Origin of the sequence: Kribbella shirazensis (genome assembly GCF_011761605.1) — a bacterium.
GTDB lineage: Bacteria > Actinomycetota > Actinomycetes > Propionibacteriales > Kribbellaceae > Kribbella > Kribbella shirazensis.
Window position 1 is genome coordinate 3,059,532 of record NZ_JAASRO010000001.1, and the last position, 24,800, is coordinate 3,084,331.

At 68.6% G+C, this 24,800-nt stretch carries 24 protein-coding genes; 10 read left to right on the forward strand and 14 right to left on the reverse strand.

What is annotated here, in order from left to right; genetic code table 11:
- Positions 1 to 11 precede the first annotated feature (11 nt).
- From BJY22_RS15145 to BJY22_RS15155, 3 genes are read right to left on the reverse strand one after another with little or no spacing between them, the layout of a single operon-like run.
- On the reverse strand, positions 12 to 509 hold the full coding sequence (locus BJY22_RS15145) for a Uma2 family endonuclease (protein WP_167207300.1): 498 nt from the start codon (positions 507 to 509) through the stop codon (positions 12 to 14).
- A gap of 39 nt (positions 510 to 548) precedes the next feature.
- Positions 549 to 2,258: an IucA/IucC family protein gene (locus tag BJY22_RS15150; RefSeq protein ID WP_167207301.1), complete on the reverse strand. Its 1,710-nt coding sequence runs from the start codon at positions 2,256 to 2,258 to the stop codon at positions 549 to 551.
- Complete coding sequence (locus BJY22_RS15155; protein WP_167207303.1) at positions 2,258 to 2,845, reverse strand: GNAT family N-acetyltransferase; 588 nt, start codon at positions 2,843 to 2,845, stop codon at positions 2,258 to 2,260. The genes BJY22_RS15150 and BJY22_RS15155 overlap by 1 nt, the downstream gene beginning before the upstream one ends.
- Positions 2,846 to 3,003: 158 nt before the next feature.
- Between BJY22_RS15155 and BJY22_RS15160 the strand changes: the two genes are divergently transcribed.
- Both BJY22_RS15160 and BJY22_RS15165 read left to right on the forward strand, forming a co-directional pair.
- Positions 3,004 to 3,675 (forward strand): GOLPH3/VPS74 family protein, encoded by a 672-nt coding sequence (locus BJY22_RS15160; RefSeq protein WP_167207305.1) that lies wholly within the window; start codon positions 3,004 to 3,006, stop codon positions 3,673 to 3,675.
- Positions 3,676 to 3,766: 91 nt separating this feature from the next.
- Positions 3,767 to 4,657 carry a hypothetical protein gene (locus BJY22_RS15165; protein WP_167207307.1) on the forward strand — a complete coding sequence of 297 codons (891 nt, stop codon included), beginning with the start codon at positions 3,767 to 3,769 and terminating at the stop codon, positions 4,655 to 4,657.
- Here the strand turns inward: BJY22_RS15165 and BJY22_RS15170 are convergent.
- The 3 genes from BJY22_RS15170 to BJY22_RS15180 are packed head-to-tail and all read right to left on the reverse strand — an operon-like array spanning position 4,651 to position 8,168.
- Positions 4,651 to 6,228, reverse strand: a complete 1,578-nt coding sequence (locus BJY22_RS15170; protein WP_167207309.1) for an AMP-binding protein — start codon at positions 6,226 to 6,228, stop codon at positions 4,651 to 4,653. The two genes, BJY22_RS15165 and BJY22_RS15170, sit on opposite strands and share 7 nt — an antisense overlap.
- Positions 6,229 to 6,237: 9 nt before the next feature.
- Positions 6,238 to 7,362 carry a DUF5938 domain-containing protein gene (locus BJY22_RS15175; RefSeq protein ID WP_202891119.1) on the reverse strand — a complete coding sequence of 375 codons (1,125 nt, stop codon included), beginning with the start codon at positions 7,360 to 7,362 and terminating at the stop codon, positions 6,238 to 6,240.
- The gene (locus tag BJY22_RS15180) at positions 7,362 to 8,168 is read right to left on the reverse strand and encodes an SDR family NAD(P)-dependent oxidoreductase (RefSeq protein WP_167207313.1); all 807 of its coding nucleotides are present in this window, start codon (positions 8,166 to 8,168) and stop codon (positions 7,362 to 7,364) included. The genes BJY22_RS15175 and BJY22_RS15180 overlap by 1 nt, the downstream gene beginning before the upstream one ends.
- A gap of 168 nt (positions 8,169 to 8,336) precedes the next feature.
- Here BJY22_RS15180 and BJY22_RS15185 point away from each other — a divergent pair, with 168 nt between their 5' ends.
- Positions 8,337 to 8,972 carry a TetR/AcrR family transcriptional regulator gene (locus BJY22_RS15185; protein ID WP_337758712.1) on the forward strand — a complete coding sequence of 212 codons (636 nt, stop codon included), beginning with the start codon at positions 8,337 to 8,339 and terminating at the stop codon, positions 8,970 to 8,972.
- A gap of 3 nt (positions 8,973 to 8,975) precedes the next feature.
- Here the strand turns inward: BJY22_RS15185 and BJY22_RS15190 are convergent, their stop codons facing one another.
- Together BJY22_RS15190 and deoD are read right to left on the reverse strand one after the other, a co-directional pair.
- Positions 8,976 to 9,353 (reverse strand): hypothetical protein, encoded by a 378-nt coding sequence (locus tag BJY22_RS15190; protein ID WP_238350367.1) that lies wholly within the window; start codon positions 9,351 to 9,353, stop codon positions 8,976 to 8,978.
- A gap of 200 nt (positions 9,354 to 9,553) precedes the next feature.
- Complete coding sequence (gene deoD / locus BJY22_RS15195; RefSeq protein ID WP_167207315.1) at positions 9,554 to 10,267, reverse strand: purine-nucleoside phosphorylase; 714 nt, start codon at positions 10,265 to 10,267, stop codon at positions 9,554 to 9,556.
- 39 nt (positions 10,268 to 10,306) lie between these two features.
- On the opposite strand from deoD, the gene nudC reads away from it, so the two are divergent.
- Positions 10,307 to 11,230 carry an NAD(+) diphosphatase gene (gene nudC / locus BJY22_RS15200; RefSeq protein ID WP_337758715.1) on the forward strand — a complete coding sequence of 308 codons (924 nt, stop codon included), beginning with the start codon at positions 10,307 to 10,309 and terminating at the stop codon, positions 11,228 to 11,230.
- Here the strand turns inward: nudC and BJY22_RS15205 are convergent, their stop codons facing one another.
- Positions 11,231 to 13,591: an NHL repeat-containing protein gene (locus BJY22_RS15205; protein ID WP_238350368.1), complete on the reverse strand. Its 2,361-nt coding sequence runs from the start codon at positions 13,589 to 13,591 to the stop codon at positions 11,231 to 11,233.
- Between the two features lie 90 nt (positions 13,592 to 13,681).
- The gene (locus tag BJY22_RS15210; protein ID WP_167207319.1) at positions 13,682 to 13,921 is read right to left on the reverse strand and encodes a mycoredoxin; all 240 of its coding nucleotides are present in this window, start codon (positions 13,919 to 13,921) and stop codon (positions 13,682 to 13,684) included.
- Between the two features lie 100 nt (positions 13,922 to 14,021).
- Here BJY22_RS15210 and BJY22_RS15215 point away from each other — a divergent pair, with 100 nt between their 5' ends.
- From BJY22_RS15215 to BJY22_RS15230, 4 genes are all read left to right on the forward strand, one after another.
- Complete coding sequence (locus BJY22_RS15215) at positions 14,022 to 16,139, forward strand: ATP-dependent DNA helicase UvrD2 (RefSeq protein ID WP_167207321.1); 2,118 nt, start codon at positions 14,022 to 14,024, stop codon at positions 16,137 to 16,139.
- A gap of 347 nt (positions 16,140 to 16,486) precedes the next feature.
- On the forward strand, positions 16,487 to 16,684 hold the full coding sequence (locus BJY22_RS15220) for a hypothetical protein (RefSeq protein WP_167207323.1): 198 nt from the start codon (positions 16,487 to 16,489) through the stop codon (positions 16,682 to 16,684).
- A gap of 149 nt (positions 16,685 to 16,833) precedes the next feature.
- Positions 16,834 to 17,121, forward strand: coding sequence for a WhiB family transcriptional regulator (locus tag BJY22_RS15225; protein ID WP_131285495.1), 288 nt, complete (start codon positions 16,834 to 16,836; stop codon positions 17,119 to 17,121).
- Between the two features lie 31 nt (positions 17,122 to 17,152).
- On the forward strand, positions 17,153 to 17,371 hold the full coding sequence (locus tag BJY22_RS15230) for a hypothetical protein (protein WP_337758716.1): 219 nt from the start codon (positions 17,153 to 17,155) through the stop codon (positions 17,369 to 17,371).
- A gap of 113 nt (positions 17,372 to 17,484) precedes the next feature.
- Here the strand turns inward: BJY22_RS15230 and BJY22_RS15235 are convergent, their stop codons facing one another.
- Positions 17,485 to 18,012, reverse strand: coding sequence for an NUDIX domain-containing protein (locus tag BJY22_RS15235; RefSeq protein WP_167207325.1), 528 nt, complete (start codon positions 18,010 to 18,012; stop codon positions 17,485 to 17,487).
- Positions 18,013 to 18,030: 18 nt separating this feature from the next.
- Between BJY22_RS15235 and BJY22_RS15240 the strand changes: the two genes are divergently transcribed.
- Both BJY22_RS15240 and BJY22_RS15245 read left to right on the forward strand, forming a co-directional pair.
- Positions 18,031 to 18,198, forward strand: coding sequence for a hypothetical protein (locus tag BJY22_RS15240; RefSeq protein ID WP_167207327.1), 168 nt, complete (start codon positions 18,031 to 18,033; stop codon positions 18,196 to 18,198).
- Positions 18,199 to 18,281: 83 nt separating this feature from the next.
- Positions 18,282 to 19,751 carry an MFS transporter gene (locus tag BJY22_RS15245; RefSeq protein ID WP_167207329.1) on the forward strand — a complete coding sequence of 490 codons (1,470 nt, stop codon included), beginning with the start codon at positions 18,282 to 18,284 and terminating at the stop codon, positions 19,749 to 19,751.
- On the opposite strand, the gene BJY22_RS15250 is transcribed toward BJY22_RS15245, so the two are convergent.
- The 3 genes from BJY22_RS15250 to BJY22_RS15260 form a co-directional block, all read right to left on the reverse strand.
- On the reverse strand, positions 19,711 to 22,746 hold the full coding sequence (locus BJY22_RS15250; RefSeq protein ID WP_167207331.1) for an alpha-N-acetylglucosaminidase: 3,036 nt from the start codon (positions 22,744 to 22,746) through the stop codon (positions 19,711 to 19,713). The genes BJY22_RS15245 and BJY22_RS15250 overlap by 41 nt on opposite strands.
- A gap of 90 nt (positions 22,747 to 22,836) precedes the next feature.
- Entirely contained in the window at positions 22,837 to 24,150 is a 1,314-nt protein-coding gene (locus tag BJY22_RS15255; protein ID WP_167207333.1) for an AarF/UbiB family protein, read from the reverse strand.
- 92 nt (positions 24,151 to 24,242) lie between these two features.
- On the reverse strand, positions 24,243 to 24,401 hold the full coding sequence (locus tag BJY22_RS15260) for a DUF5679 domain-containing protein (protein WP_012922897.1): 159 nt from the start codon (positions 24,399 to 24,401) through the stop codon (positions 24,243 to 24,245).
- Positions 24,402 to 24,800: the final 399 nt, after the last annotated feature.

Genomic DNA, 24,800 nt, shown 5'->3' on the forward strand with positions numbered 1-24,800 from the left:
CCTGGCCCGAGTCATTTCGTGAGGGTTGCGGGGATGAGGGTGAGGGGGAAGGGCCGGGTGGTGTGGAACGTTTCTTCGGATTGGACGACGGCTTGGCAGGTGTAACCCGTGGGGGTCAGGTCGAGGACTGTCAGCTCCTGGTTGGCTGGGTCGAGGAGCCAGTACGACGGGATCTGGTGGGTCTCGTACACGCTGCGTTTGAGGACTACGTCTGTGGTGCGGGTGGTGGGGGAGATGACCTCGACGACGAGGAGCGGTGGTGCTGTCAGGAGTCGGGCCTCGGTGCGGTGGCAGACCAGGATGTCCGGGCGGAGGGACGTGTTGAGGGTCGGGCGGAAGTCAAGGGAGCCGACGGAGACGAGCAGGTCCGGTGGGCAGGCGTGTTTCAGCGTCACCATCAGGGTGACCACGGCCGCGTGGTGGGCGGGCGGTTGGGGACCGGTGACGAGGAGACGGCCGTCGACGATCTCGTAGCGGCGGCCGTCCCGTACGGCTTCTGCGGTAGGCACCACACCAGCGTGCCGGAACCCGCCGTACCGTCGCGGGAGTTATCCACAGACGAGTGGGTTCTCCAGGGTGCCGGCGAACTGGAGGGAGCCGGCGATGTCGGTGAGGTCGACCATCTGCTGGTTGTTGCGGAGCTGCAGGCGGTTGAGGCACGACAGTGCGAACTCCGGCGCGAAGATGTCGTACTTCGCGAACGCCTCCGCCAACTCGGGTGTCGCGGCCTGGTAGTCGCGCACCGCCTCCGCCACCACCGCCCAGAACGCGGACGGCGTGAGCAGACCCTCCCGATCCAGCAGCGGCGACAGGAACCGGAAGATGCAGTCGAACACATCGGTGAAGATCGACAGCAGCTTCTCGTCGTCCGGTACGTCGGCCCGCACCCGCTCCGCCTCGGCCGGTACCGGCGTCGACGGACTCAGTACGGCGATTTCCTCCGCGATGTCCTTCATGATCACCCGGATCGGGATCGCGTCCCGCAGTACCAGGATCAGGTTTTCCCCGTGCGGCATGAACACCAGCTCGTACGCGTAGAAGCTGTGCAGCAACGGGATCAGATAAGCGTCGACGTACGCGCGCAGCCAGTCCGCCGGCGCGAGTCCCGACTCCCGTACCAACGCCGCGGAGAGCGAAGCACCGTGCCGGTCGACGTGCAGCAGCGACGCCATCGTGGCCAGCCGCTCACCGGGCTCCAGCGAAGGCACCGGGCTCTCCCGCCACAGCGCGGACAGCATCTTGCGGTACGGCGACGTCTTGTCCGTCGCGTTCTCGTAGTACCGGTTGTGGTACCCGGCCGCCGCGATCTCCCGCAGTACCGAGAACCCGTACCGCTTCAGCACGACGTCGTTCTCCACGACCGAATGCACCCAGTCGTTGATCGCCGGCGTCGCGGCCATGTACGACGGTGACAGCCCGCGCATGAAGCCCATGTTCAGCACCGACAACGCCGTCTTCACGTAGCACCGTGACGGCACGGACCGGTTGAAGAACGTCCGGATCGACTGCTGCGGTTGATAGATGTCGTCCGTCGGCCCGAGGTGGATGATGTGCCGCTGCGCGATGTCGGCGGCGAACGTGATCGAGGTCTTGTTGTCCCACTGCCACGGATGCACCGGCAGATACACGTACTTCGCGGGATCGACGCCCACGGCAACGATCTCCGCGGCGAACCGCTCCAGCACGTCGTCGCCCAGCTCGGACCGCAACAACTCGTCGTACGTCAGCGAAGAACTGTGCGAGATCGTCGTCCGGTCCCGCCGCGTCGCGATCCACGTCAGCCGCACCCCCGCGCCGGTCTCCGGAGCGTACGCGAGATAGTCCGTGAGCCCGAACCCGAGCCTCCCGTTGTTCGCCACGAAACACGGATGCCCCTCGGTCATCGCGGCCTCGACGGTCTGGAAGTCCGCGCCGACCAGGTCCCTGGCGGTCAGGTCGGGTTTCGACAGCTTGTACGCCGCCGACGCCAGCGTGCTGCTGATCTCCTCCAGGTACACCGGCAGCATCTCGCGCCCGATCCCGAGCTGCACGTGGAACTCGGTGACGAACTCCAGCGCGTCGACCGGCCCGCCGTCGTCCCGTACGACGTCGGAGATCTCCCAATGATTCAACGGGTACCGCCGCGCCGCGAAGCTGTACCGGCCGACGGCGTACCGGTCGCCGACGGCAACGGGCTCGAGAATGCGCTCGTGGGTGAACTCCGCCAGCGCTTTCCGCACCAGCGCCTGGTTGACGACGGCCCAGACCTCAGGATTCATCAGCCGGCCTCGTTCATCCGCAGCGCGTCGGCGTACTGGTCGCGCGTGCAGAAGCTCAGCCAGGCCTGCTTGTCCGGCAGTTGTACGACGCTGTGCTTGCGGAACCCCATCCGCTCGTTGAGCGCCTGGATCTTCAGGTTCCGTACGTCGGGCTCGACCACCACCCGATCCACCAGCGGATCGCTGAACAGGTAGTCCATGATCGTCTCGAACACCGCCGCCGTGAACCCGGGGACCGGCGTGACCGGCGGCCCGACCAACACGTGCATACCGACGTCACCCGGCGCCACGTCAAACGTTTGCCCGACGGCGTCGTACGCCGGCTCGTAGCGCTCCATCAGGAACGCGGGCCGTCCGTCGTGCTCGCCGAGGAACGCGTGGTGGTGCGGGTTCTGTTCGATCCGCAGGTACTCCGCGTGCACATCGGCGACCGAGGCGTCGAGCAGTCCCCAGTACCGCGCGTACGGCTGGGTGACCCAGCCGTGCAGGGTCGTGACGTCCTCGGCCAGGTCGAACGGGCGCAGGCCGACGGTGCCGAGTCCGGGGACGAGCCGCCGGTACGCGGGCTCGGGCAGTGCTCTGGTCATGGCGGATCTGCTTTCCAGCTGGGCGGGCATGTTAGCTAAGGCTTACCTTAGTCGATGCTTGACAGCTACGAAGTGTCCGAGGTCACCTGGAGGGCGGACCTCCGGGGTCGTCCGCGCGGCGGATGTGCCGACTCCGTCCTCCTGCCTACGTTGGTGACATGCTGATCGCCGAGGACCTGCTGCTGCTTCTGTACGACGACGCGACCGGGAAGCCGATCACCGGGTCGCCAGGGCTGGACTACGCGCTGGCCGGTGCGGTGCTGATCGAGCTGACGATGCAGCGCAAGCTGGACATCACGACAGAGGGCAAGACCGGGCGCCTGAAGGTCGTGGACGGCGCCCCGACCGGGGACGCGATCCTCGACGAGCGCCTGGCGTATGTGGTCGACAAGCCGGGGAAGAAGCCGAAGGACCAGCTCGGGAAGCTCTCCAAGCACCTGCGCGACCAGCTCCTCGCCAGGCTGGCGGAGCGGGGGATTCTGCAGGCGGACCAGGGCAAGGTGCTCGGACTGTTCCCGGTGACCCGCTGGCCGGCCAGGGATGCGCGGCACGAGCAGGAGGTGCGCACGAGGCTGAGCAGCGTGCTCACCCAAGGTCTGGCGCCGGACGAGCGGACCGGTGCGCTGATCGCACTGCTCAGTGCGCTGAACGCCGCACCCAAGGTCGTCACGGACGCGGTGGACAAGCGGGCTCTCAAGCGGCGTGCGAAGGAGATCGCGGACTCCGACTGGGCCGCGGACGCGGTGAAGAAGGCAGTCGCCGAGATGCAGGCGGCCGTGACCACAGCCATCGTCGTCTCGACGACAGCAGCGGCCTCGTCCAGCAGCTGACTTGGTACGGGTGGAGTACGGGCAGCGTCGTGGTGGAGGTGATCCATAAGGTCCAGCTGATCGAGCTCGACCTACTGGAGGACCTTCCCTGATGCGCAGATCCATCGTGGCGGCCGCGACCGCGCTGACCGTTGTCACGGCCGGTCTTGTCGTGGCCGGAGTCGTTGGCACCGCCCGGTCGGCAACCGCGGCGCTCGGCGATGTACCCGCCGACTGCTCCGCCGCGACGGCGGCGTACCGCTCCGACGGACAGAGCCTCACCTACCGCTACTCCGGCGGGAAGACCAGCACCCAGGCGATCTCCGGCGACAAGCTCAGCTGGGTGCCGACAGGAATCGCCGGCTTCGGCAGCATCGGGGATGCGACCTATGCCGAGGACAAGATGCTGGCCACGCATCCGACCGACGGATACATCTATCACGTGAAGCGCGTTGCCCAGCGGATCGACGGCGTCTGGAAGATCACGGAGCTCACCACCACCCGCGTCAAGTCGGGCTTCGCCGGCACCCGTGCCCTGACGATGGCCTGGCCGTACTTCTATCGCCTCGCGGGTACGTCGCTCTACCGGTACAAGTTCGCCTACGTCGACGGCAAGCCCACGGTCTCGGCCCCGGTCACGCTGCCCGGCAGCGCCTGGGACACGGTCAACACGTTGAAGTACCAGCGCACCGACGGAACCGCCGGCAACCCGGTGGACGTCCTGGTCGGCACCAAGTCCAACGGAGAGCTCAAGCATTGGCGGATCAGCTACGCCAGCCCGGCGACGATCAGCTCGAAGGTGCTGAAGGCGAGCGGCTGGGCACCGTTCACCAGCCTGAGTGTGGGCTGGTGCGACGACCACCCCGCCGGTCGCGTACTGCTCGGGATCAAGGCGGACGGCAGCGCATCCGTGCACTTCGACGCCAACCAGTCCGACGGCGACGGCTCCGACATCAAGGGCGGCTCCCTCGGCCTGCTGGGCTGGACAGCCAAGGCCTACTGACCGGCGACGAGCCGGGCCTTGATGTCCGGCTTGACCACCTTGCCGACCTTGGAGCGTGGCAGGTCGGGCCAGACGAGCACCTCCTTGGGTGCCTTCACACTGCCGATCCGTGTCTTCGCGAACGCGATCAGCTCGTCCGGCTCGACCACACTGCCCGGTAGGAGCTGTACGACGGCCACGACCCGCTCGCCCCACTTCTCGTCCGGCAGACCGATCACCGCACAGTCCTGGACGGAGGCGTGGGCCATCAGCGCCTGCTCGACCTCGGTGGAGTACACGTTGAAGCCACCGGAGATGATCATGTCCTTCGCCCGGTCGACGATGTACAGGTAGTTGTCGTCGTCCAGGTAGCCGATGTCGCCGGTGTGGTGCCAGCCGTACGCCGACGCGGCCGCAGTCGCATCGGGATCACGGTAGTACCCCTTCATCACCAGCGATCCGCGCACGACGATCTCGCCGCGTTCACCGTGCGGAAGCAGCTTCCCGTCCGCACTCATGATCCCCACGGTGACCAGCGGGGACGGCCGTCCCGCGGATGACAGCCGCCCCCGCGCACTATGGCCCTGTGAGTCGAAGTGGGCACTAGGTGGCAGCATCGAGATCATCATCGGTGCCTCGGTCTGCCCGAACAGCTGCGCCATCACCGGACCGATCCGCTGCAGCGCCTCCTCGAGCCGGGCGACCGACATGGGCGCCGCGCCGTACCAGAAACACCGCAACGACGACAGGTTCGTGGAGTCGAGCTCCGGCGCCGCCAGCACCATGTAGATCAGCGTCGGCGGCAGGAACGTGTGCGTCACCCCGTGTCGCGGTATGAATTCCAGGAAGGCATGTACGTCGGGCGCGCGCATGATCACGATCTCGCCGCCGGATGCGAGCACCGGGAAGCACAGCACACCTGCGGCGTGCGTCAGCGGTGCCAGCGCGAGGTAGACCGGCCGCTCGCCGAAGGGGTATCCCATCAGCGTCAGCGCGGTCATCGTCTCCAGGTTGCCGTTGCCGAGCATCACTCCTTTCGGTCGTCCCGTCGTACCGCCGGTGCCGACGATCATCGCCAGGTCGTCGGGGTCGGTCAGATCGGGCGCCGGCTGGGACGCGCCGCCAGAGAACGCGTCCCAGCCGACAGTTCTCCGGCCGCTGGGGTGGGGGGATGGGCCGGAGTCAGGGGCATCCGGGACCTCGCCGTCGAGGCACACGAACGTGTGCACCTTCGGCAGCGAGTCCCGGATGCGGTCCACCAGCGGCGCGAAGGTCGCCTGGTAGATCAGTACCTCGCAGTCGAACTGGTCGAGCAGCTCACGGTTCTCCGCGGCCTCGTTGCGCGGGTTGATCGGGCACCAGACCGCACCGGCGCGGCTGATCCCGAACACGCAACTGAACGCGACCGGGTCGTTCGCGGAGAGGATCGCGACCTTCCCACCTGGCCGTACGCCGGTCGCCGCCAGCGCACCAGCGATCCGGTACGAGAGCCGCTGGACGTCGGCGTACGTCAGCGTCTCGCCGTCCGTGGTCAGGCACGCGGCGTCCGGCGCGAGCGATGCGCCCTTGTCCAGGTAGTCGACCAGTCGCACGACACGCTCCTAGTGCTGCACGGTCAGCTGTGGCTCGGACACCAGCCCGAATCCCCGCAGTACGCCGAGCAGCTCGCGGTGACCGAACGCCTGACAGCCACTGGCGAAACCGACCCGCTTCGGTGGCGTCTGCAGCAGCGAGTACGCCGCGTACGCCTGGAGCAGACCTGTCTGCTGGTAGTTGCTGTTGCCGTGGATGACACAGTGCGCCCGCCCGAGCGGTCCGGACGCGTGCACCGAGTCCAGCGACTTGTTGATGCGCGGGTTCTCCCGTGGTGGCATCTGGTCCATCACCTGACGCGCTGTCTCGGTGAGAGCCGCGTTGCGCTCGTCGGCCGCCATGTCCTTCGTGGCTTCCAGTGCGGCAGCGACGATCTGCGGTACGCCGTTCATGAGCGCGGCGTTGAACACACCGCCCTGTGCCTTGCAGTTCGCCACGCGTGGGTCGCGCTTGAACCAGACCGGGTGCGACGTGCCGCCCCACGGCAGGGACAACGCCAGCTCGTGCTGCCCAGGTACGACGAGTGGAACGAGCCCCTGCTCCGGGAACTCGACGTATGCGTTCTGGTCGAGGTAGTGCGCCTTCGACGTCGCAGCGTTCACCAGGATCGTGCGGGTCGAGGCGATGGTCGGACTGCCTCCCCAGAACACTGCGATGTCCAGCGTGTCCAGACCAGGCTCCTCCAGGCACAGCTGCGCAGCGATCTCACCAGTGGTGTACATCTGCGCGACGCCCGGTGCCAGGAGAAGGCCGGCGTCGGCGAACTGTTTGCCGTACTTCTCGTCGCAGGTGATCAGCCAGTCCTGCTCGCCCGTTGTGTCGGTGTAGTGCGCACCAGCCGCCAGTGCTGCTTCTACGGCCGCAGGCCCGAGCTCACTGAACGGTCCGACCGTGTTGAGTACGACGGACGCACCAGTGAACAGCTCGGTCAGCGATGCGACGTCATGGTCGACAGCGGCGATCTCGTAGTCAGCTGTCTCGATACCGGGGACGTTGGCGTCCATCGACGCCTTCAGCTTCTCCTCGCTACGCCCGGCCGCGACGAACGGCACGTGGTAGTGCCGCAGGTACTCGCACACCAGGCGCCCGGTGTAGCCGGAGGCACCGTAGACAACTACTGGTTTCGTCGCCATCACATCCCCATTCCGCCGTCGACCGGCAGGCCGATACCAGTGATGAAGCGGGACTCGTCCGAGGCGAGGAAGACGACCGCGTCGGCCATGTCCGACACCTCGCCGAGCCGGCCCGCCGGTGTCAGCCCGATCACCGCGGCGACCGCGGCCTCCGGCGACTCGAACAGTCCGAGCTGTGCCACGTCGTTCGCCAGGCCGGCCCCCATCGCGGTCGCGACGAGTCCCGGATAGATGCAGTTGACGCGGACGCCGTACCCGAGCTTGCCGGACTCCATCGCGGCGACCCGGGTGAGGCGGTCGACCGCGGACTTGGTCGCGGAGTAGACCGCGATGCCGGGGAACGCGATGGTCGCGGCGACCGAGGCCACGTTGATGATCGCGCCGCCCTGCCCGGCCAGGCCGTCCGGACGCATCGTCCGCAGGCCCCACTTGACGCCGAGGGTGGTGCCGAGGACGTTCACCTCGAGCATCTTGCGGATCTGGTCGGCGGTGACCTCGGTGAGCAGGCTGGTGATCTCCACCCCCGCGTTGTTCACCAGGATGTCCAGCCCGCCGAGGATGTCGTTGGCGGCGACGACCGCGTTCTCCCAGTCGCCGTCGTCGGTGATGTCGTGGGCGACGAAGCCGTTGCCCGCGCCGTACGTCGCGTCGAGGGCGTCGGCGACCGCCTCGCCGGCGTCCTTCTGGATGTCGCTGATCACCACCTTGGCGCCGGCCGCGGCGAGCGCCTTGGCCATCCCTTCGCCGAGACCCTGCGCGCCGCCGGTGACCAGGGCCTTGCGGCCGGAGAGATCGAGTGAACCCATCGGAAGCTCCTTTGCTCGTACGGGTTGTTCACACTCTGATCCCGACTTTTGACACTCGTCAAGACTTTGTTTGACACTTGTCAAGAAATCTCCCCGCACCGGGACGCGCCTGGCCCGGGGCGGGGTACTCTGACGCAACGAGCCGGTCGGTCCCGATCTGGAGAGTGGGTGGTTGCTGTGGCGTCCGCGGCCGAGGAGCAGCCTGCCCGCGTCTCCGGCATCGACAAGATCGAGCGCCGCCGCGTCGCGCTGGCGGAGTCCGCGCTGAAGACGCTCGGCGAGCTCGGGTACGCCCGCACCAGCCTGCGCGAGATCGCCAACAACTCCGAGTTCACGCACGGCGTCGTGCACTACTACTTCCGCGACAAGATCGACCTGATCAGCTACTGCGTGCGCTACTACAAGACCAAGTGCGCGCGGCGGTACGACGAGGTGGTCGAGACCGCGTCCTCGGCCGACGAGCTCGCGGCCGGCTTCCTGGGCAGGATGACCCAGACGCTGGTCGAGGAGACCCCGATGCACAAGCTCTGGTACGACCTGCGCGCGCAGAGCATGTTCGAGGAGCAGCTCCGCGCGGACGTGGAGGCGATCGACAAGCTGCTCGAAGAGATGATCTGGCGGATCCTGACGCGGTACGCCGAGCTCACCGGCGCGACACCGGCCGTGGACGCGCCGACGGCGTACGCACTGGTCGACGGCCTGTTCGAGCAGGCGGTCGTCGGCTACGCCGCGAATCCGGAGAAGGTCCCGGACCTGCTTGCCGACCGGATCAAGCAGGTCCTCCCGAAGCTGATCGCGGCGTAGGACCTATTCGGCTCCGCAGTTCGCCTTGCAGAGTTTGTCGGTGAGGGTCAGGATCGCACCCGGCGCCTCGGTGTCGACCTCGGTGGAGAACTCGACGTTCCAGTCGCCGACGGTCGTCTTGGCGGCCGGCTTGCTGAGCTGCTGCTTCAGCCAGTCGGTGATCTGATCCCGCGGGTTCACGTGCGCCAGCTCGAGCGCCTCCGGTGCGAACTCGGCCAGCCGCGTCGTGGACTCGGTCGCCGGGCCCGCTGCCTGCAGCGAGATCACCGGTGGGCGCGGGTGCTTCCCGATCAGGACCTGGATCGACCGCAGGCCGCTGCTGCAGATCTGGTACGCCTCGTCGGTGCTGCACTTGTAGTTCTTGCCGGCGAAGGCGGCCACGACCTGTGCGGCGGTCAGGTCCGGGAGCGTCTCGTCCGCACCCGCTGGTGACGGGCTGCTGCTGGTTGCCGGCGTACTGGCCGTGGTGGTGCTGCTCGCACTGGTGCTCGGGCTGGAGCTCGTGTCGTCCGATTTACCCGAGCAGGCCGTGGTGAGCAGCAGCGCGGCGCAGGCCAGTACGCCGGCGCCGGACCGGCGGTTCAGACCGGCACCTCGATCGCCGCGTCGAGGGCGATCGTGATCATCTCGGAGAACGTCGTCTGGCGCTCCTCCGCGCTGGTCACCTCATGCGTGATCAGGTGGTCCGACACGGTCATGATGCCGAGTGCGCGACGGCCGAACTTCGCCGCCAGCGTGTAGAGCGCCGCGGCCTCCATCTCGATGCCGAGCACGCCGTACTCCGCGGTCCGCGAGACCAGGTCCGGGCGGTCGTTGTAGAACAGGTCGCCGGAGAACACCTGGCCGACGTGCACGTTCAGCCCGGCCGCCTCGGCCGCGTCCACCGCCGCGCGCAGCAGCTTGTAGTCGGCGGTCGGCGCGTAGTCGATGCCGTGGAAGCGCAGCCGGTTCATCTGCGAGTCGGTGCTCGCGGACATCGCCACGATCACGTCGCGGACCCGGACCGCCTCGGTGAGCGCGCCACAGGTGCCGACCCGGATCAGCGTCTGGACGTCGTACTCCTCGAACAGTTCGTTCGCGTAGATGGAGGCGGACGCCTGACCCATACCGGAGCCCTGGACGGAGATGCGCTCACCCTTGTAGGTGCCGGTGAACCCGAACATGTTGCGGATCTCGGTGTAGCAGCTCACGTCCGACAGGTAGGTCTCCGCGATCCACTTGGCCCGCAGCGGATCCCCCGGGAACAGCACCCGCGGTGCGATCTGCCCCTTCTCGGCGGCGATGTGAATACTCATGCCGGGATGCTCTCACGGGGCCGGGATATGTTGAGGCATGTGGCCTACTCCATCGCTCCCGGTTCGCTAGCCCTGTCCCGGTCCGTACTGGACCGCGCCGCCGATCGCCGCCGCGACGACGACTGGCTCGAGAAGGCGTGGGCCGCCTCCGACACGCAGGTGGTCGCGGTGATCGGGGACAAGATCCAGGTGGCCGACGACCGTTCCGCGTTGCGCTTCGTGCCGCCGTCCGAGGCGCCGGAGGGTACTCGGATCTTCCTCGGCATCGACCGCGAGTCCGGTGCCGGGATGACGGCGGAGGGCCGCGCGGTGTTCGGCGTCCTGGTCGCCGGCGAGGCCGACGAGTCGTACGGCGGTCTGCGCGAGCTGGGCGCCGTCCTGAACGACCGCGAGGCCGGTGTCGCCGTGCATGTGATCGGGCTGTCCAACTGGCACGGCGTCCACACCCACTGCGCGAACTGCGGTGAGCACACCGAGGTGGTGGAGGCCGGGCACGTCCGGAAGTGCCCGGTGTGCGGGCTGTCGCACTTCCCGCGGAGCGACCCGGCGATCATCGTGCTGGTCACCGACGACCAGGACCGCGCACTGCTCGGCCGCAACGAGGCCTGGCCCGCGGGCCGGTACTCCACGCTGGCCGGCTTCGTGGAGCCGGGGGAGTCGCTGGAGGCCGCCGTACGGCGTGAGGTCCTCGAGGAGACCGGTGTGATCGTCGGATCCGAGATCGAGTACGCCGGCAGCCAGCCGTGGCCGCTGCCCGCCAGCCTGATGCTGGGGTTCTACGCGAAGGCGACGAGCTTCGACATCGACGTGGACCAGGACGAGATCGCCGAGGCGAAGTGGTTCACCCGGGAGGACCTCCGCGTGCTGGTCGAAGCCGGCACGATGGCCCTCCCGGGTGCGATCTCGATCTCCCGCCGCCTGATCGAAGGCTGGTACGGCGAGAGCCTCACCGGAAGCTGGTGATCACCGGCCGACGTCGGACCGGGCTGCGGCGATCCTGATCATGACGCCCTCCCAGCGCTCGATCGAACCGTCCGTCTCGAGCTGACGGACCTTCTGGTTGACCGCTTCGACGTACGCGCTGTGGCTCGGCCAGTCCGCCTCGGCGTCCGGTAGTACGTCGGTCACCGTGCAGCCGTAGGTCAGGAACCGGTTCTGGACGTGGCTGTCGATGTTCCCGGTCCACACCGTCGGCCGTACGTCGGACTGCGGACACGGGTCTACCGGTGGGGCGTACGACGCCAAGTTGGTCGGGTTGATGAAGCCGTCCGGCCGCAGCAGCGTGTAGTAGGTGCCGCCGGGCGTCTGCGTGAGGCGGTTCAGGCCGCGGTCGCGCAGTACGGACGTGTGGCCGCTGAGGACGTCCAGCACGAACAGTCGCCCGCCTGTCACGCCGTACAGGTAGCCGTCGCGCCAGGACAGTGCGCCGTCCTGTGAACCGGTGAATCCGCTGAACACGGGCAGCAGGCGCAGCACCTCACCCGTGGCCGGGTCGGCGGCGAACACGATGCCGTCGGCCAGACCCCAGATGTTGCCGTCCGGTCCGGTCGTCAGCTCGTTGATACTGGCCGCACCGGGCACAGGTACGACGTCCGCCAGCACCTGTCCCGTCGACGGGTCCACCTTCACCAGGTGTGCCTCGGTCGCGGTTGGCTCGGTGCCCTGGCCGCCCTCGATGCTGGAACCGACCCAGACGTTGTCGCCCTGTGGCAGAGCCGAAGCGATCGTTTGGTCGATCACCAGGTTGCGGTAGACGGTGTGACTGCCGGTGGGTACGTCGTACACGGTCAGCGCACCGCCGTACTCGCCGTACGCCGGTGTGGTGCCGACGTACACGCGGTTGCCGGCGGGGACCACGGCGACCGGCCTGTTCTGGTGGTCGCTGTCGACCAGACTGAACAGTTCCTTCGGGTTGGTCGGGCTGTCCGGCTGCCTGGGGTCCCAGAGCGAGAGGCGGCCGTACGGGTAGATACCGACGTACATCTTGCCGGTGGCGCCGTCCCACGCCCAGCCTTCCACCTGTCCCTGCCGGGTGGTGACAGTGGACTTGCCTGTCGCCGGGTCGTACACGGCGGTAGAGCCGTTCAGATAGACGTTGACGAACACCTTGCCCGTGGCGGGATCAGCCAGCGTGTGCATCAGCGGCGACGGCACGTACTGGAACGGTGAGCTCCACTGCGCGAGTGTCCCGTCTGCCGGGTTGTAGCGGAACGTTCCGCCGGAGTAGTTGCCCGCCAGGCCGTACAGCACTTGCTGGCCGTTCTCGGTCACCCAGCCGTAGCCGATCGAGGCACCACGGGTCAGTGTGCGCGGTGGCGAGACCGGACCGACCGTGTTGGTCTCCAGGTCGTAGTGCGTGAGGGACAGGGTGTTGTTGGTGAAGTACACGCCACCCGGTCCGGCTGGAGAGACACCGCGTGCGGCGATGGGGTAGTCCATCACCTGCTGACCAGTGGTGGCGTCGGTGTACTTGACCTGCTCACCAGTGACCGCGTCCACCACGACCAGTCGGCTGCTGGCGTTCGCGAACACCTTCCCGCCGGCGTAGTCCAGGTCGATGAAGTCCTTGGCCGTCGTACCCGGGGGAGTGATGTCCTCGACCGCCTTGGTCTCCGGGTCGATGCGGAGCAGCCTGGCGTTCGGAGTGGAGACGCCGACGAACAGCTTGTTGTGGTCGGGGTCGTAGACCGTGGACCGCGCGTACTGCTGCACCGGGTCGAGCGAGCCGTAGTCGGTGACCTGTCCGGTCGACGGGTCGTACTTGAACGCGTGGGCGTTCGGATACGTCCCGGCGTACACGTTGCCGCTCGGATCGGCGGTGAGGCCGTAGATCTGGGACTGACCGGGGATCGGCTGGCCCAGGTCGGTCACCTCACCGGTGACCGGGCTGTAGCGGTAGAGGTGCGCGTTCGCGTAGGTGCCGAGGTAGACGTCACCGTTCGGCGTCACGACGATCGCCCAGCCGCCGGCGGCCCCTTGCAGCGGCACCGTGCGAATCAGTTGGCGGCTGTGCAGATCGACGACGTTGAGGCGGGCGTTCTCACCCGCCGGTACGGCGTACACGACGTCGCGACCGTCCGGCGTGCGGCCGATCGCGCCCTCCATGATCGTGAGCGAGCTGACCGGCGAGCCGAGGTCCTTGATGACCTCGGCCGACGGCGCGAACGGCTTCGTCGGGGTGCCGAGCGGCCAGTTCTCCGACGGGAACGGGTCAGGCAGGTCGCCCGGCGGGGCCGCGGAGGCGTGCAACCCGCCCGTGGCGAGCAGACCGAGCGTGGCGGCGAGTGTGATCAGGGCATGGCGGATTGAACGGCGCGAGAACATGGGCGGACTCCCTGCGACGGCGTTCATCGCAAGGTATAACGGCCATGACCGTAAAGTCCATAACTCAGGCGATATGGCCTGAGTCGGGTGTTACGCCGCCAGCTTCTCCGCGACCTGGGCGAGCGACGGGTTGGTCATCGCGGTGCCGTCCGGGAAGACCACCGTCGGCACCGTCTGGTTGCCGTTGTTGACCTTCTCGACGATCTTCGCAGCCTCGGGGACCTGCTCGATGTCGACCTCGGTGAACTCGATACCGGCTCGCTTGAGCTGGCCCTTGAGCCGGTGGCAGTAGCCGCACCAGGGCGTCGAGTACATCGTGAAAGCAGCCATCGAGCTGACTCCTATGGGACTGGGAGGGGTTTTGTCGGGCCGCCCGTCTAGGGTGGCCCTCGACGTATCCGAACCATGCCGCAGGTGGTGCTGTTCCCGCATGACCCAGCCCGTGAGCGACTTCACACGATCTGCTTCGGCCGACGACCTCCTCGAGGCGCTCGATCCGGAGCAGCGGGCGGTCGCGACCGCGTTGCACGGCCCGGTCGTGGTGATGGCCGGCGCGGGCACCGGCAAGACCCGGGCGATCACCCACCGGATCGCGTACGGCGTCCGGACCGGGACCTTCGATCCGGTCCGCGTGCTCGCGGTGACGTTCACCCAGCGGGCGGCCGGCGAGATGCGCGGCCGGCTCGCGCAGCTCGGCGTCCAGGGCGTGCAGGCCCGCACGTTCCACTCCGCCGCGCTCCGGCAGGCCCGCTTCTTCTGGCCGAAGGTGTACGGCGGGGAACTGCCGCCGATCGCGGACCGGAAGTTCCCGCTGCTGACCGAGGCCGCGTCCCGCTGCCGGGTCCGGGTGGACACGCCCGCGCTGCGTGACCTGGCCGGCGAGGTGGAGTGGGCGAAGGTGAGCAACGTCCGGCCGGACGACTACGCCAAGCTGGCGCCACGCTCCGGGCGCGCGCTCGCGGCGTTCGACGCGCCGACGATCGCGCGGATCTTCGCGGCGTACGAGGACGTCAAGCTGGAGCGCGGGCGGATCGACCTGGAGGACGTGCTGCTGTGCGCGGTCGCGCTGCTCGCGGAGGACGAGCGGGTGGCGGCGGAGATCCGGCGGCAGTACCGGACGTTCGTCGTGGACGAGTACCAGGACGTCTCACCGCTGCAGCAGAGTCTGCTCGACCTGTGGCTGGGCGGTCGCGAGGACGTGTGCGTCGTCGGTGATCCGGCGCAGACGATCTACTCGTGGGCCGGGGCCGAGCCGGAGAACCTGGTGCGCTTCGCGTCCCGGCATCCGTCGGCCACGGTGATCAAGCTGGTCCGCGACTACCGCTCCACCCCGCAGATCGTCGACGTGGCGAACAAGATCCTCGACGCGGCCGGTCCGACCGGGCTGCCGGGGCGGGTCACGCTGCGATCCCAGAAGGAGGCGGGGCCGGTTCCGGTCTACCGCGAGTACTCCGACGAGGTCGCGGAGGCGGACGCGGTGGCGCGGGCCGTCGTACGGCTGAAGGACGAGGGCGTCGCGCTGCGGGACATCGCCGTACTGTTCCGGACCAACGCGCAGTCGGAGAACTTCGAGCAGGCGCTGGCGGAGCGGAAGATCCCGACCGTGCTGAAGGGTGCGGAGCGGTTCTTCGAGCGGGCCGAGATCCGGCAGGCCGCCGTACTGCTCCGGGGGCAGGCCAAGGCCGGCGAGGTCTCGGACGACCTGGTGTCGACGGTGACCGCGGTGCTCGCCGGGGCGGGATGGACGGCGGAGCCGCCGACCGGGACCGGCGCGGTGCGGGACCGGTGGGAGTCGCTGAGCGCGCTGGTGACGATGACGGCCGACTTCGCGGCCGAGCACCCGACGGCGCGGCTGCCCGAGCTGATGGCTGAGCTGGACCGGCGGGCCACGATCCAGCACGCGCCGCTCGCGGAGGGCGTCACGCTGGCGACGCTGCACGCGGCGAAGGGCCTCGAGTGGGAGTGCGTCTTCATCGTCGGGGCCCACGAGGGGACGCTGCCGATCAGCTACGCCCAGACGCCGGCGCAGGTGGAGGAGGAGCGGCGGCTGTTCTATGTCGGCGTGACGCGGGCGAAGCAGCAGCTGTTCATCAGCTGGGCGACGTCCCGCTCGCCGGGCGGCCGCGGTCAGCGCGGGCCGACCCGTTTCCTCGACCCGATCGGTGTCCGGACGGCGCGGACCGAGTGGACGCCGTCGACCGCGGTCGGCTGGGAGCGTCCGGCGGCGTCGTCACGCTCCGGACGGCCGATCCCGAAGTGCCGGGTGTGCGGCAAGGGCCTCCTCGACCCGGGCGCGCGCAAGCTCGGCCGCTGCGAGGACTGCCCGTCCACGATCGACCAGAAGCTGTACGACGCCCTCGTCGAGTGGCGCACCGAGCAGGCGGAGACCGAGAAGATGCCCGCCTTCGTCATCCTCACCGACGCCACGCTGACCGCGATCGCCGAGACCCGGCCCGGCGACGCGCAGGCGCTCCGCCAGATCCCGGGGATCGGCCACACCAAGCTGACCAAGTACGGCGAGCACATCCTCAACCTCTGCACCCGCTGATGCCCCATCGGGCAAATCTGTTGCCAGGCACGCGAATCCGGGCGCATGCTGGAGGACGTGCCGCGTTCTGCTGACGGCAGACGTGGCAGTTAGGTGACAGAGGCAACGATCCCGGAGCGTGCGGACTGCGCCCCGGAGCGTGCCGGAACGTCGTCGAAGCAGCCAGATCTTGCCGCCGCGGCGGCAACTTCCGGCCAACTTCGCGAACTGGCGATAAATAGTTTGCGGGCTCCGACGCGGACGGCGTACTGTACTTTCTGCGGTCAGAGCCTGGCCGAAAACTTCAAACCACCATAGCGATCGAGCTAACCGCCCGCTTCGCCACAACGAGAGGAGGTGCCCTGGAAATGATCACCAACACGGTTAAGAAGCCGTTCAGCGACGCTGCCGCGCTGCCGTGCGCCCTGATTCAGGGTGCCTCGCCGCGACCGCACGTCGCGACCGTTGTGCTCATGGCTTCCGGCGCTGCCCAGTTCAAGGGCGGAGCTGTCGGCGATGTGAAGTACGGCGGTTCGGGTTCTCGAGCATGGAGTCCACCGGTCTGACGAGAGTCAGAGCCGGCACCTCCAAGGCCGCGGAACCCGAAAAGGGTCCCGCGGCCCTTTTGTTTGTCAACACAGTTTTGGTGGTCATCAACCGGTGGCCGCCAGGGACGACAAGAGATCAGCACCAAAGTCACTGGGAGGTGACCGGAATGAGCGTGAGCTTCCTCGATGTCTTCACCGAGGTCGCAACGTCGCAGGACCTGCCCTGTCGGTCCTACGCACCAGAACTCTTCTTCGCCGAATCGCCGGCGGACGTCGAGTACGCCAAGTCGCTGTGCACCACCTGCCCGCTGAAGGCCGAGTGCCTGGCCGGAGCGCTCGAGCGTTCCGAGCCGTGGGGAGTGTGGGGCGGCGAACTGTTCGTCCAGGGTGTGGTGGTTCCGCGCAAGCGGCCCCGTGGGCGTCCCCGCAAGAGTGACACCGTAACCGCCGCCTGACGAACCCCAACCCATCCGAATCGAGTCCAACGTGACCACTCAGACTTTCACCAGGAGCACCGAAATGCATTTACTTCATGAAGATCTCGCCCGTGCTCATTGTCGTGCTTCGCTGAAGGACGCAGAGCAGAACCGGCGCTTCCGCCTCGCTCACCAGATCGAGAAGGCGCAGAAGCAGGCCGAGCGGGCCGGCCGGCGAGCTGAGAGGGCCAGCGCACGCGCGCGCCTCGCACTCGCCCGCCTGGTCTGATCCACCAAGAGACACACCTTCGCCCGTCGCCGGCCCGAAGGGAGGGCCGGCTCCGGGCAGCACAGCCTGACCAGCTGAATCACTGAGGGGCGGCACCCGACGGGTGCCGCCCCTCAGCCACGCTCCAGGAGCAGCACCTGCTGGAGACCGACAAGCGTGATCCCGCTGACGATCTCGCGGCGGCCGATCATCGCGGGTACGTCGGCCAGCGGGATCCACTCGATCCGGTCCGACTCGTTCCGCTCCGTCGGCGGCCCGGCGTACCGCGCGCTAGTCGCCCGGAACACGTGATGCCGCGAGTCGGTGATCCCGGCGGCCGGCTCCGACTGGATGAGCTCGGTCAGCCCGTCCGCCCGCCACCCGGTCTCCTCCTCCAACTCCCGCGCCGCAGCGGCCTGCGGAGTCTCGCCGGCCTCGATGATCCCCATCGGGATCTCCCACGCCCAGGTGTCGGTCAGGAACCGGTGCCGCCACATCAGCAGCACGTACTCGTCACGCGTGACCACCGCCGCGGCGATGTCCTTCAGCCGTACGGCGTGGTAGTCGAACCGCTCGCCGTCGGGCTGCTCGACGTCCAGCCGCCGTACGCTCAGCCACTGGTTGGTCCAGACCTCACCCTCGCCGTGAATCACCCATCGCACCCGGTGCAGACTAGTCGTATGGCAAGTGCTACCTGTGCGTTGTGTGGTCAGCAGGCGGAGTCCGAGGACGTGCCGCTGACCTGGGTGACCTCGGTCGAGGACGGTCGCAAGCTGCTGTACTGCGACCGGTGTGCCCGGGAGAACGTCCGCAACATCGAGGGCAAGCTCGACTCGGTCTACTGGTGAAACTTCTCTGAACCCCGGGTGTCGAAGCTCGGCCGGTCCGCTCGACGCAGTGAGTGAAGCTACTCCTGCGGAAGGACCGGACCATGACCCCCACCCTCGACACCGTAGCGACCAGCCGCCGGCAGTGGATCGCGCTCGGCGTGCTGTGCCTCGCCACGCTCCTGGTGTCGCTGGACCTGTTCGTGATGCTGCTGGCCGTGCCGGCGGTCACCGAGGCGCTCGGCGCCACCAGCAGCCAGCAGCTGTGGATTCTGGACGTGTACGGGTTCATGGTGGCCGGCCTGATGATCACGATGGGCAACCTCGGTGACCGTCTCGGCCGCCGCCGGCTCCTGCTGATCGCCGCTGCCGTGTTCGGGGCCGCCTCGATCGTGGCGGCGTACTCCGTGACTCCGGGCATGCTGATCGGCGCCCGCGCGGTGCTGGGGATCGCCGGCGCCGCGATCGCGCCGTGCACGCTGTCGCTGATCTCGACGCTGTTCCCGGACGAGCGCCGGCGCGCCACCGCGCTCGGTGTCTGGGGCGGATGCTTCACCGTCGGCGCCGTGGTCGGGCCGATCGTCGGCGGCGTCCTGCTCAACCACTTCTGGTGGGGCTCCGCGTTCCTGATCGGCGTCCCGGCGATGGTGGCGCTGCTCGCGGCCGGGCCGTTCATCCTCCCGGAGTACCGCAACGAGCAGGCCGGGCGGATCGACGTACCGAGCGTCGTGCTGTCGCTGGCGGCGATCCTGCCGGCGATCCACGGGCTGAAGCACCTGGCCTCGCACGGAGCAGGTGCGCAGTCCCTCGGGTCCCTGCTGGTCGGCGGTGCGTTCGGATGGGTCTTCGTACGGCGGCAGCTGCGCCTGGCGGACCCGCTCGTCGACGTGCGGCTGTTCAGGCGACGGACCTTCAGCGTGACGCTCGGCAGCATGACGGCGTACTCGATGCTGTCCGGCGGCGTGATGGTGTTCGTCGCGCAGTACTTCCAGTTGGTGAAGGGGATGACCCCGCTGGCCGCCGGCCTCGCGCTGGTACCGGGGATGATCACGTCCACGATCGGCTTCCAGCTCGCGCCGCGGCTGGCGCAGCGGATCCGCCCGGGCATCCTCATCCCGGCGGGCGTCGCGTTCACCGTGGTGGGCATGGTCGTCGTCAGCCTGACCACGTCGACGACCGTGCTGGTGATCGCCTTCGCGGTGGAGTGCCTCGGGCCGGGTGCACTGGTGATCCTGGGCACGAACCTGGTCATCGGCTCGGTGCCGCCGGAGAAGGCCGGTTCCGCCGGGGCGCTGACGCAGACCGGTAACGAGTTCGGCTACTCCCTCGGCATCGCGGTCCTCGGCAGCGTGGTGACCGCGGTGTACCGCAGCGGGACGGACGGGCGCGGCGGCAACTCCCTGGGCGAGGCGATCACCCAGGGCGTGCCGGGCGACGTACTGGACGCCGCCCGGCACGCCTTCACCGCCGGCTTTCACCTGGCGGCCGGCATCACCGCGGTGCTGCTGGCGGGTATGGCGGTCCTGCTGGCCGTCACCCTCCGTTCGACGCCGGCGCTGGGGCGCCCAGAGTGAATCCGCTGAACTCGGCGGCGCCGCGGGTCCCGGCGCCGCCGTTCGCCGCCGACATGAACAGACCACCGTCGAGGACCGCACCGGCTGGTACGACGGAGCTTCCGACCGTCGTCCACGTCGTGCCGTCAACGCTGCAGGCTGCGGTGATCGTGTCCGCGGCGCGGGTCAGCCGCAGCCACTGTGGCGCAGTACGGCCGGTGACGTTGCGGAACTGGTCCAGCGTGCCGTTGCCGTCGGAGTCCCAGGAGTACACGCACCCGTTGTCGGGCGTGATCGCGACGTTGGCGATACCTGCGCTGCCGGTCCTGGTCAGGTCCGGGCTGACGACCAGTCCGGCGCGGGCCCAGGGCCCTGTGCGGTCCTGCGCCACCACGCGGGTGACGAGCGACCCGCCAGCCGGGAGCGCGTTCGGCTGGTAGATGGCGCCGAACTGCTTCGTCGTACCCCACATGTCGTTCCCGGCGCCCTCGATCAGGTAGGCGTCACCGGACTGGGCGAAGACGGCGTTGTTGGTCGTGATCGTGCGGTTCGGCGCCTGGACCGGTCCGGCACGGACGATGCGCACTGTGGTCACCGTCTCGGCTGTCCGGGCTGTCAGGGCCGTGGTCAGCCGTGCTGCGGGACCTGTCGCTGTGACGGTGAAGGACACCGAGGTACGCGCTCCGGGCGCCAGCTCCGGTACTACGACCGACTGTGGCTGGACCGTCAGCCCGCTGTCCGCTGGGGCGCTCAGGGCAACCTCGACACCGGACGCGGTCCGGAACGGGTCGGTGTTGCGCAGATTGACCGTCACTGTGGTCGAGGTGTTGTCCGGCACGTTAACCGGAGACGCGGTGGCGGTCAGGCTGACCGGCTCGGGGTGAGCGATCAGGTAGCTGAGCACCTGCTGCGCGATCTGGTGGATGTCGCCTGTCGGTTCCAGAGGCACCTGCACGCTCGCCGCGGCCCAGTCGGCACCACGCTGGTACCAGTCGAACGTCGATGGTGCGCGGTTGTCGCGCAGTGCTGCCGAGAGGTCGTCGAGGTAGGCCTTCCAGCGCGGCGCGTAGTACGTGCCGATCAGACCTGACCACTCGCGGTTGGCGTAGTCGCCGAGGCCGGCGTTGAACCCGGCCCGGGTGCCCCAGACGGTGAGGAGGGTCCGGGCGCTCCGCTTCAACGATTCGTCGCCCGCCTTGTCCAGCCACGGCCCCAGCATCGTCTGCGGGTTCGTCGCTGCCACCTGCTCCAGTAGCGCCATTTGCTCCAGCCACTGCGCTTTCAGCTTGTCGAAGGTGGCCAGGTCCTTGGCGTCGTACGCCGTCTTCAGCCGCGGTAGCAACGTCCTACTGCGGTTGGACAGCACCTGCCGGGTCACGTCCATCAGGTCATAGCGGTACGCCGAACTGCCGCGCAGGGCTGTTTCTACCGACAGCAGTGCGGGGAGTGCGGCTGCGAAATCGGTGGCGTCGTACTGCATCGACCCTGGCGACCAGGTCGCGGCGGTACGTGCTGTCAGCGACGGGCGGGCCGCATACAGGCCGTCCTGCGCTTCGCTGTTCCCGGAAAGCGAGTACGCAGTGCGGCCGATCGCGTTCCACCCGGTGGCAGCCGCGGCGTCGGATCCGCCGTACCGACGCTGAGACCAGTCGCGGAACCACGTGTCGCGGTCGACCGGGCCGTTGCGCCAGGCGAGGCCGGTCAGGTAGTCGAACGCGGCGGGATTGTTGTCGCTGGCCTCCGGCATCACCGCGATGCCGTCGAGCTTGCTCCCGGTCTCGGACCGCCACCGCCAGAAGCGATCCTCCCACTTCGTGGTGGCCGCACCGATCGTCGTGTGGCCGCCGAAGTTCCAGATCGAGCCGAAGGCGTACGTCGAGTCCGGCCAGGTCTTGTTGCGGTTCTGGTCGGTCCGGTCGGACAGGCCGTCGACGATCAGGATCCGCGAGCGGTCGATGGCCGCGAGCGTGTCCGGCCGCGGGTTGTTCTGCCAGCCCAGGAACACCCAGGTGCCGCCCGGACGGGCTGTTTCGAGCGCGTCCTGGACCGCCTTGCTGGCCGGGCCGACCGGTACCGGTCCGGGCTGACCGCCTTCGTGCAACAGGTCCATCTTGTAGTGCGTACTGCGACCGAACAGCCGCTCCGAGCTCGCGTAGAACGCCTTCGCGACGTCGGCGTACGGCGGGCTCGTCGGGTCGAGCCAGTCCGGGCGCTGGAAGCCGACCCAGTTGCCCTGCGGGACGATGCGGGCCCCCGCGACCTTGGCCGCGAAGCCGGGCGGGACGGTGCCGAAATACCCCGGAAGTACCGGCGTGATACCCAGCTCGCGCAGCCTGGTGACGATCTTGCGGCCGAGGTCGGCCCGCTGCCGGACCTGGTCCGCCGTGACCGCGGCCGGGAAGCTGGACATGTTCTGCAGTAGCCACCACGGCTGGTGGCTCGGCTGCGGGATCCAGCGCAGCAACTCCTCCTCGGAGTATCCGAACTGACCGAAGGTGTCGAGGTACACGGCCTCGGCTCCGACCGGGACGAACACCTGGTTGATGCCGTGCAGTGCGAGTACGTCGATCTCGCGCTGCCAGTCGGCCCACGTGCGGTACGCGCCGGTGTAGCCGTCGTCGGTGTCGTTGAGCGCGAAGCGGTTCGCCACGGTCGCCGACTGGTGCAGCGGTTGCTCTGGCAGCGGGAGCGTGCCGGGCAGCCGGGACAGCGAGTCGCCGTTCCACGACACGTCGACTCGGGCTACCTGGGCGAGGTACGCGTTGAAACCGGCCAGCATCGCGCTGGGGCCGGTCGCGGAGATCCGGACGTTCTCCCCGCGCCGGTCGACGTCGTAGTACTCGCCGGTGGGCGGCAGGGCGCGGAGCTCCACCTGATGGGCGTGGGCCGGGACGAGGCGCTGGATCAGGGCCTGGACCGAGCTGGTGTCCCAGGGCGGAGGAGTTGCGTGGGCGGTGGGGGCGATGGTCGCCAGCAAGGCGAGCGGGAGGGTGACAGCCAGCAGATGTCGGCGCATGGGCGATCCTTCTTGGAAAGGAAAGGTCGCTACATTAAGAGGGTGCAACTGCGCAGACGTCAATACTTCAGCGCACTAATGCGCAGTCCGTCAGTCCTCGGTGAAGCCGGGGAGGAGCTCCTCCAGGACCGAGCGGAACGGCGCCTCGGCCTCGAGCTGCGAGAGGACGGCGATGCCGCCGATCCAGACCCGGTGGATCAGCAGGTACGACGGCGGGAGGTTGAGGCGCAGGGCGAGTGACGCGTTAGGGGACCGGAAGTCGCCCGTCCGGTTCGCCTGCGCGCGCATCCAGGCTCGGCTGAACTGGAACCTCTCCTCGCGGGCCGGCTCCGCGAACGGAGCCAGGTAGTCCATCAGCTGCTCCGGATCGATCTCCATCCGCGGCTTGATGAAGCCCTCGGCCTTGAGCCCGTCCCGGACGGCGGGTCCGTCGCCCATCAGCGAGATCCGCAGCAGCCGGCCGATCGCCGGCGGCAGGCCGTCGGGCAGCCGCGCGCAGAGCCCGAAGTCGACCACGCCGAGCCGCCCGTCCGCCATCACCCGGAAGTTGCCCGGATGCGGGTCGGAGTGCAGCAGACCGGCGTACTTCGGCCCGCTGAACATGAACCGCACGTACTTCAGCCCGATCGCGTCCCGCTCCTCCTGGGAGCCGCCGGTGATGTACGACGACAGCGGGCGGCCCTCGATCCACTCGGACACGATGACCATGGGGGAGTGCTTCACGACCCGCGGGACGACGAACTCCGGGTGGTCCTTGAACGCGTCGGCGTACTGCTGCTGGGCCTGGGCCTCGCGGTCGTAGTCGAGCTCCTCGCCGATCCGCTCCTGGAGCTCCGCGACGAGCGGCTTCACCTCGAGACCGGGCACCATCGAGCCGATCGTGCGCGCGAACCGGCCGAGCTGCCGCAGGTCCGAGCGGAGCGCCTCGGAGGCCCCCGGGTACTGCAGTTTGACCGCGACCTCGCGGCCGTCCTTCAGCCGCCCGCGGTGCACCTGGCCGATCGACGCGGCCGCCGCGGGCAGGTCGTCGAACTCGTCGAAGCGGTCCCGCCAGCGCTTGCCGAGCTCCCGCGACAGGATCGTGTGCACGGTCGAGGCCGGCATCGGCGGGGCGGAGTCCTGCAGCTTGGTCAGGGTGGCCCGGTACGGCGCCGCGAGCTCCTCCGGCATCGCCGACTCCATCAGGCTGAGCATCTGCCCGAACTTCATCGCGCCGCCCTTGAGCTCACCCAGGACGGCGAACAACTGGTCCGCCGTACGGCGCTGGAACTCGGCGAACACGGCCTCCGCGGGCGCGCCGCCGATGCGCTTGCCCAGGCCGACCGTCGCCCGCCCGGCGGCACCGAGGGGCAGGCTGGCGAGTTTCGCGGTCCGGCTCAGCGCCTTACGAGGAAGGTCCGACACCCTCCCATTCTGTCCGGTCGCCCAAGCCGGGACGACGGAGGGGCGGTGCAGGACCGTGTTGAGGTCCTGCACCGCCCCTACGACTTGGTGCGTCAGGCCTTGCCGAGGATCCGGTTCAGGTTCGTACCGCACTCGGGGCACTTGGCCTTGGCCATGCGCGTGCCCTTGTCGTTGACCTTGACCTCGCCGTCGGCGGTGCGCTTGGCCTTGCACTTGACGCAGTAGAACTCGCCGCTCCAGGTCTCTGCCATGAGGGCCCTCTCCTTGCTCTGAATTCCAGCCCGGGGGTCTCGCCCCGGGCAGTCGTTGGATGCTGACGGCAGACCGTCCTGCCGTAGGCCGTTCGGCCCAGTCGGGATTCACCCTACGGCAGCCTGGCGCAGGCTCAAGCGCACCCGGTGGCCCGCGCGCCGCGTGAATCCGGCGAGGAAAGCCCTTACCGAAACTTTCGGCGACACGGAACAGGCTCCCGGTGATCCGCTTGCGGAACCGCCCGGCTTCCCCTCCGAGCGGCCCCGGAAGCGATCCGGGAGCCTGTTACCGACGACGCTAGGAGGCGCCGGCGGAACCGGCAAGCCCGCACTGTCCACCCCTGTGGATAACTCTGTGCGCAACCTGTGGGACGCGCCGCCGGGTGCTGTGGACGGGCG

What these genes read in the sequence shown, in the direction of transcription:
- BJY22_RS15150 (WP_167207301.1), bottom strand. Translation starts at nt 2,258, where the DNA reads ATGAATCCTGAGGTCTGGGCCGTCGTCAACCAGGCGCTGGTGCGGAAA.
- BJY22_RS15155 (WP_167207303.1), bottom strand. Translation starts at nt 2,845, where the DNA reads ATGACCAGAGCACTGCCCGAGCCCGCGTACCGGCGGCTCGTCCCCGGA.
- BJY22_RS15160 (WP_167207305.1), top strand. Translation starts at nt 3,004, where the DNA reads ATGCTGATCGCCGAGGACCTGCTGCTGCTTCTGTACGACGACGCGACC.
- BJY22_RS15165 (WP_167207307.1), top strand. Translation starts at nt 3,767, where the DNA reads ATGCGCAGATCCATCGTGGCGGCCGCGACCGCGCTGACCGTTGTCACG.
- BJY22_RS15175 (WP_202891119.1), bottom strand. Translation starts at nt 7,362, where the DNA reads ATGGCGACGAAACCAGTAGTTGTCTACGGTGCCTCCGGCTACACCGGG.
- BJY22_RS15180 (WP_167207313.1), bottom strand. Translation starts at nt 8,168, where the DNA reads ATGGGTTCACTCGATCTCTCCGGCCGCAAGGCCCTGGTCACCGGCGGC.
- deoD (WP_167207315.1), bottom strand. Translation starts at nt 10,267, where the DNA reads ATGAGTATTCACATCGCCGCCGAGAAGGGGCAGATCGCACCGCGGGTG.
- BJY22_RS15205 (WP_238350368.1), bottom strand. Translation starts at nt 13,591, where the DNA reads ATGTTCTCGCGCCGTTCAATCCGCCATGCCCTGATCACACTCGCCGCC.
- BJY22_RS15210 (WP_167207319.1), bottom strand. Translation starts at nt 13,921, where the DNA reads ATGGCTGCTTTCACGATGTACTCGACGCCCTGGTGCGGCTACTGCCAC.
- BJY22_RS15215 (WP_167207321.1), top strand. Translation starts at nt 14,022, where the DNA reads ATGACCCAGCCCGTGAGCGACTTCACACGATCTGCTTCGGCCGACGAC.
- BJY22_RS15220 (WP_167207323.1), top strand. Translation starts at nt 16,487, where the DNA reads ATGATCACCAACACGGTTAAGAAGCCGTTCAGCGACGCTGCCGCGCTG.
- BJY22_RS15225 (WP_131285495.1), top strand. Translation starts at nt 16,834, where the DNA reads ATGAGCGTGAGCTTCCTCGATGTCTTCACCGAGGTCGCAACGTCGCAG.
- BJY22_RS15240 (WP_167207327.1), top strand. Translation starts at nt 18,031, where the DNA reads ATGGCAAGTGCTACCTGTGCGTTGTGTGGTCAGCAGGCGGAGTCCGAG.
- BJY22_RS15245 (WP_167207329.1), top strand. Translation starts at nt 18,282, where the DNA reads ATGACCCCCACCCTCGACACCGTAGCGACCAGCCGCCGGCAGTGGATC.
- BJY22_RS15250 (WP_167207331.1), bottom strand. Translation starts at nt 22,746, where the DNA reads ATGCGCCGACATCTGCTGGCTGTCACCCTCCCGCTCGCCTTGCTGGCG.
- BJY22_RS15260 (WP_012922897.1), bottom strand. Translation starts at nt 24,401, where the DNA reads ATGGCAGAGACCTGGAGCGGCGAGTTCTACTGCGTCAAGTGCAAGGCC.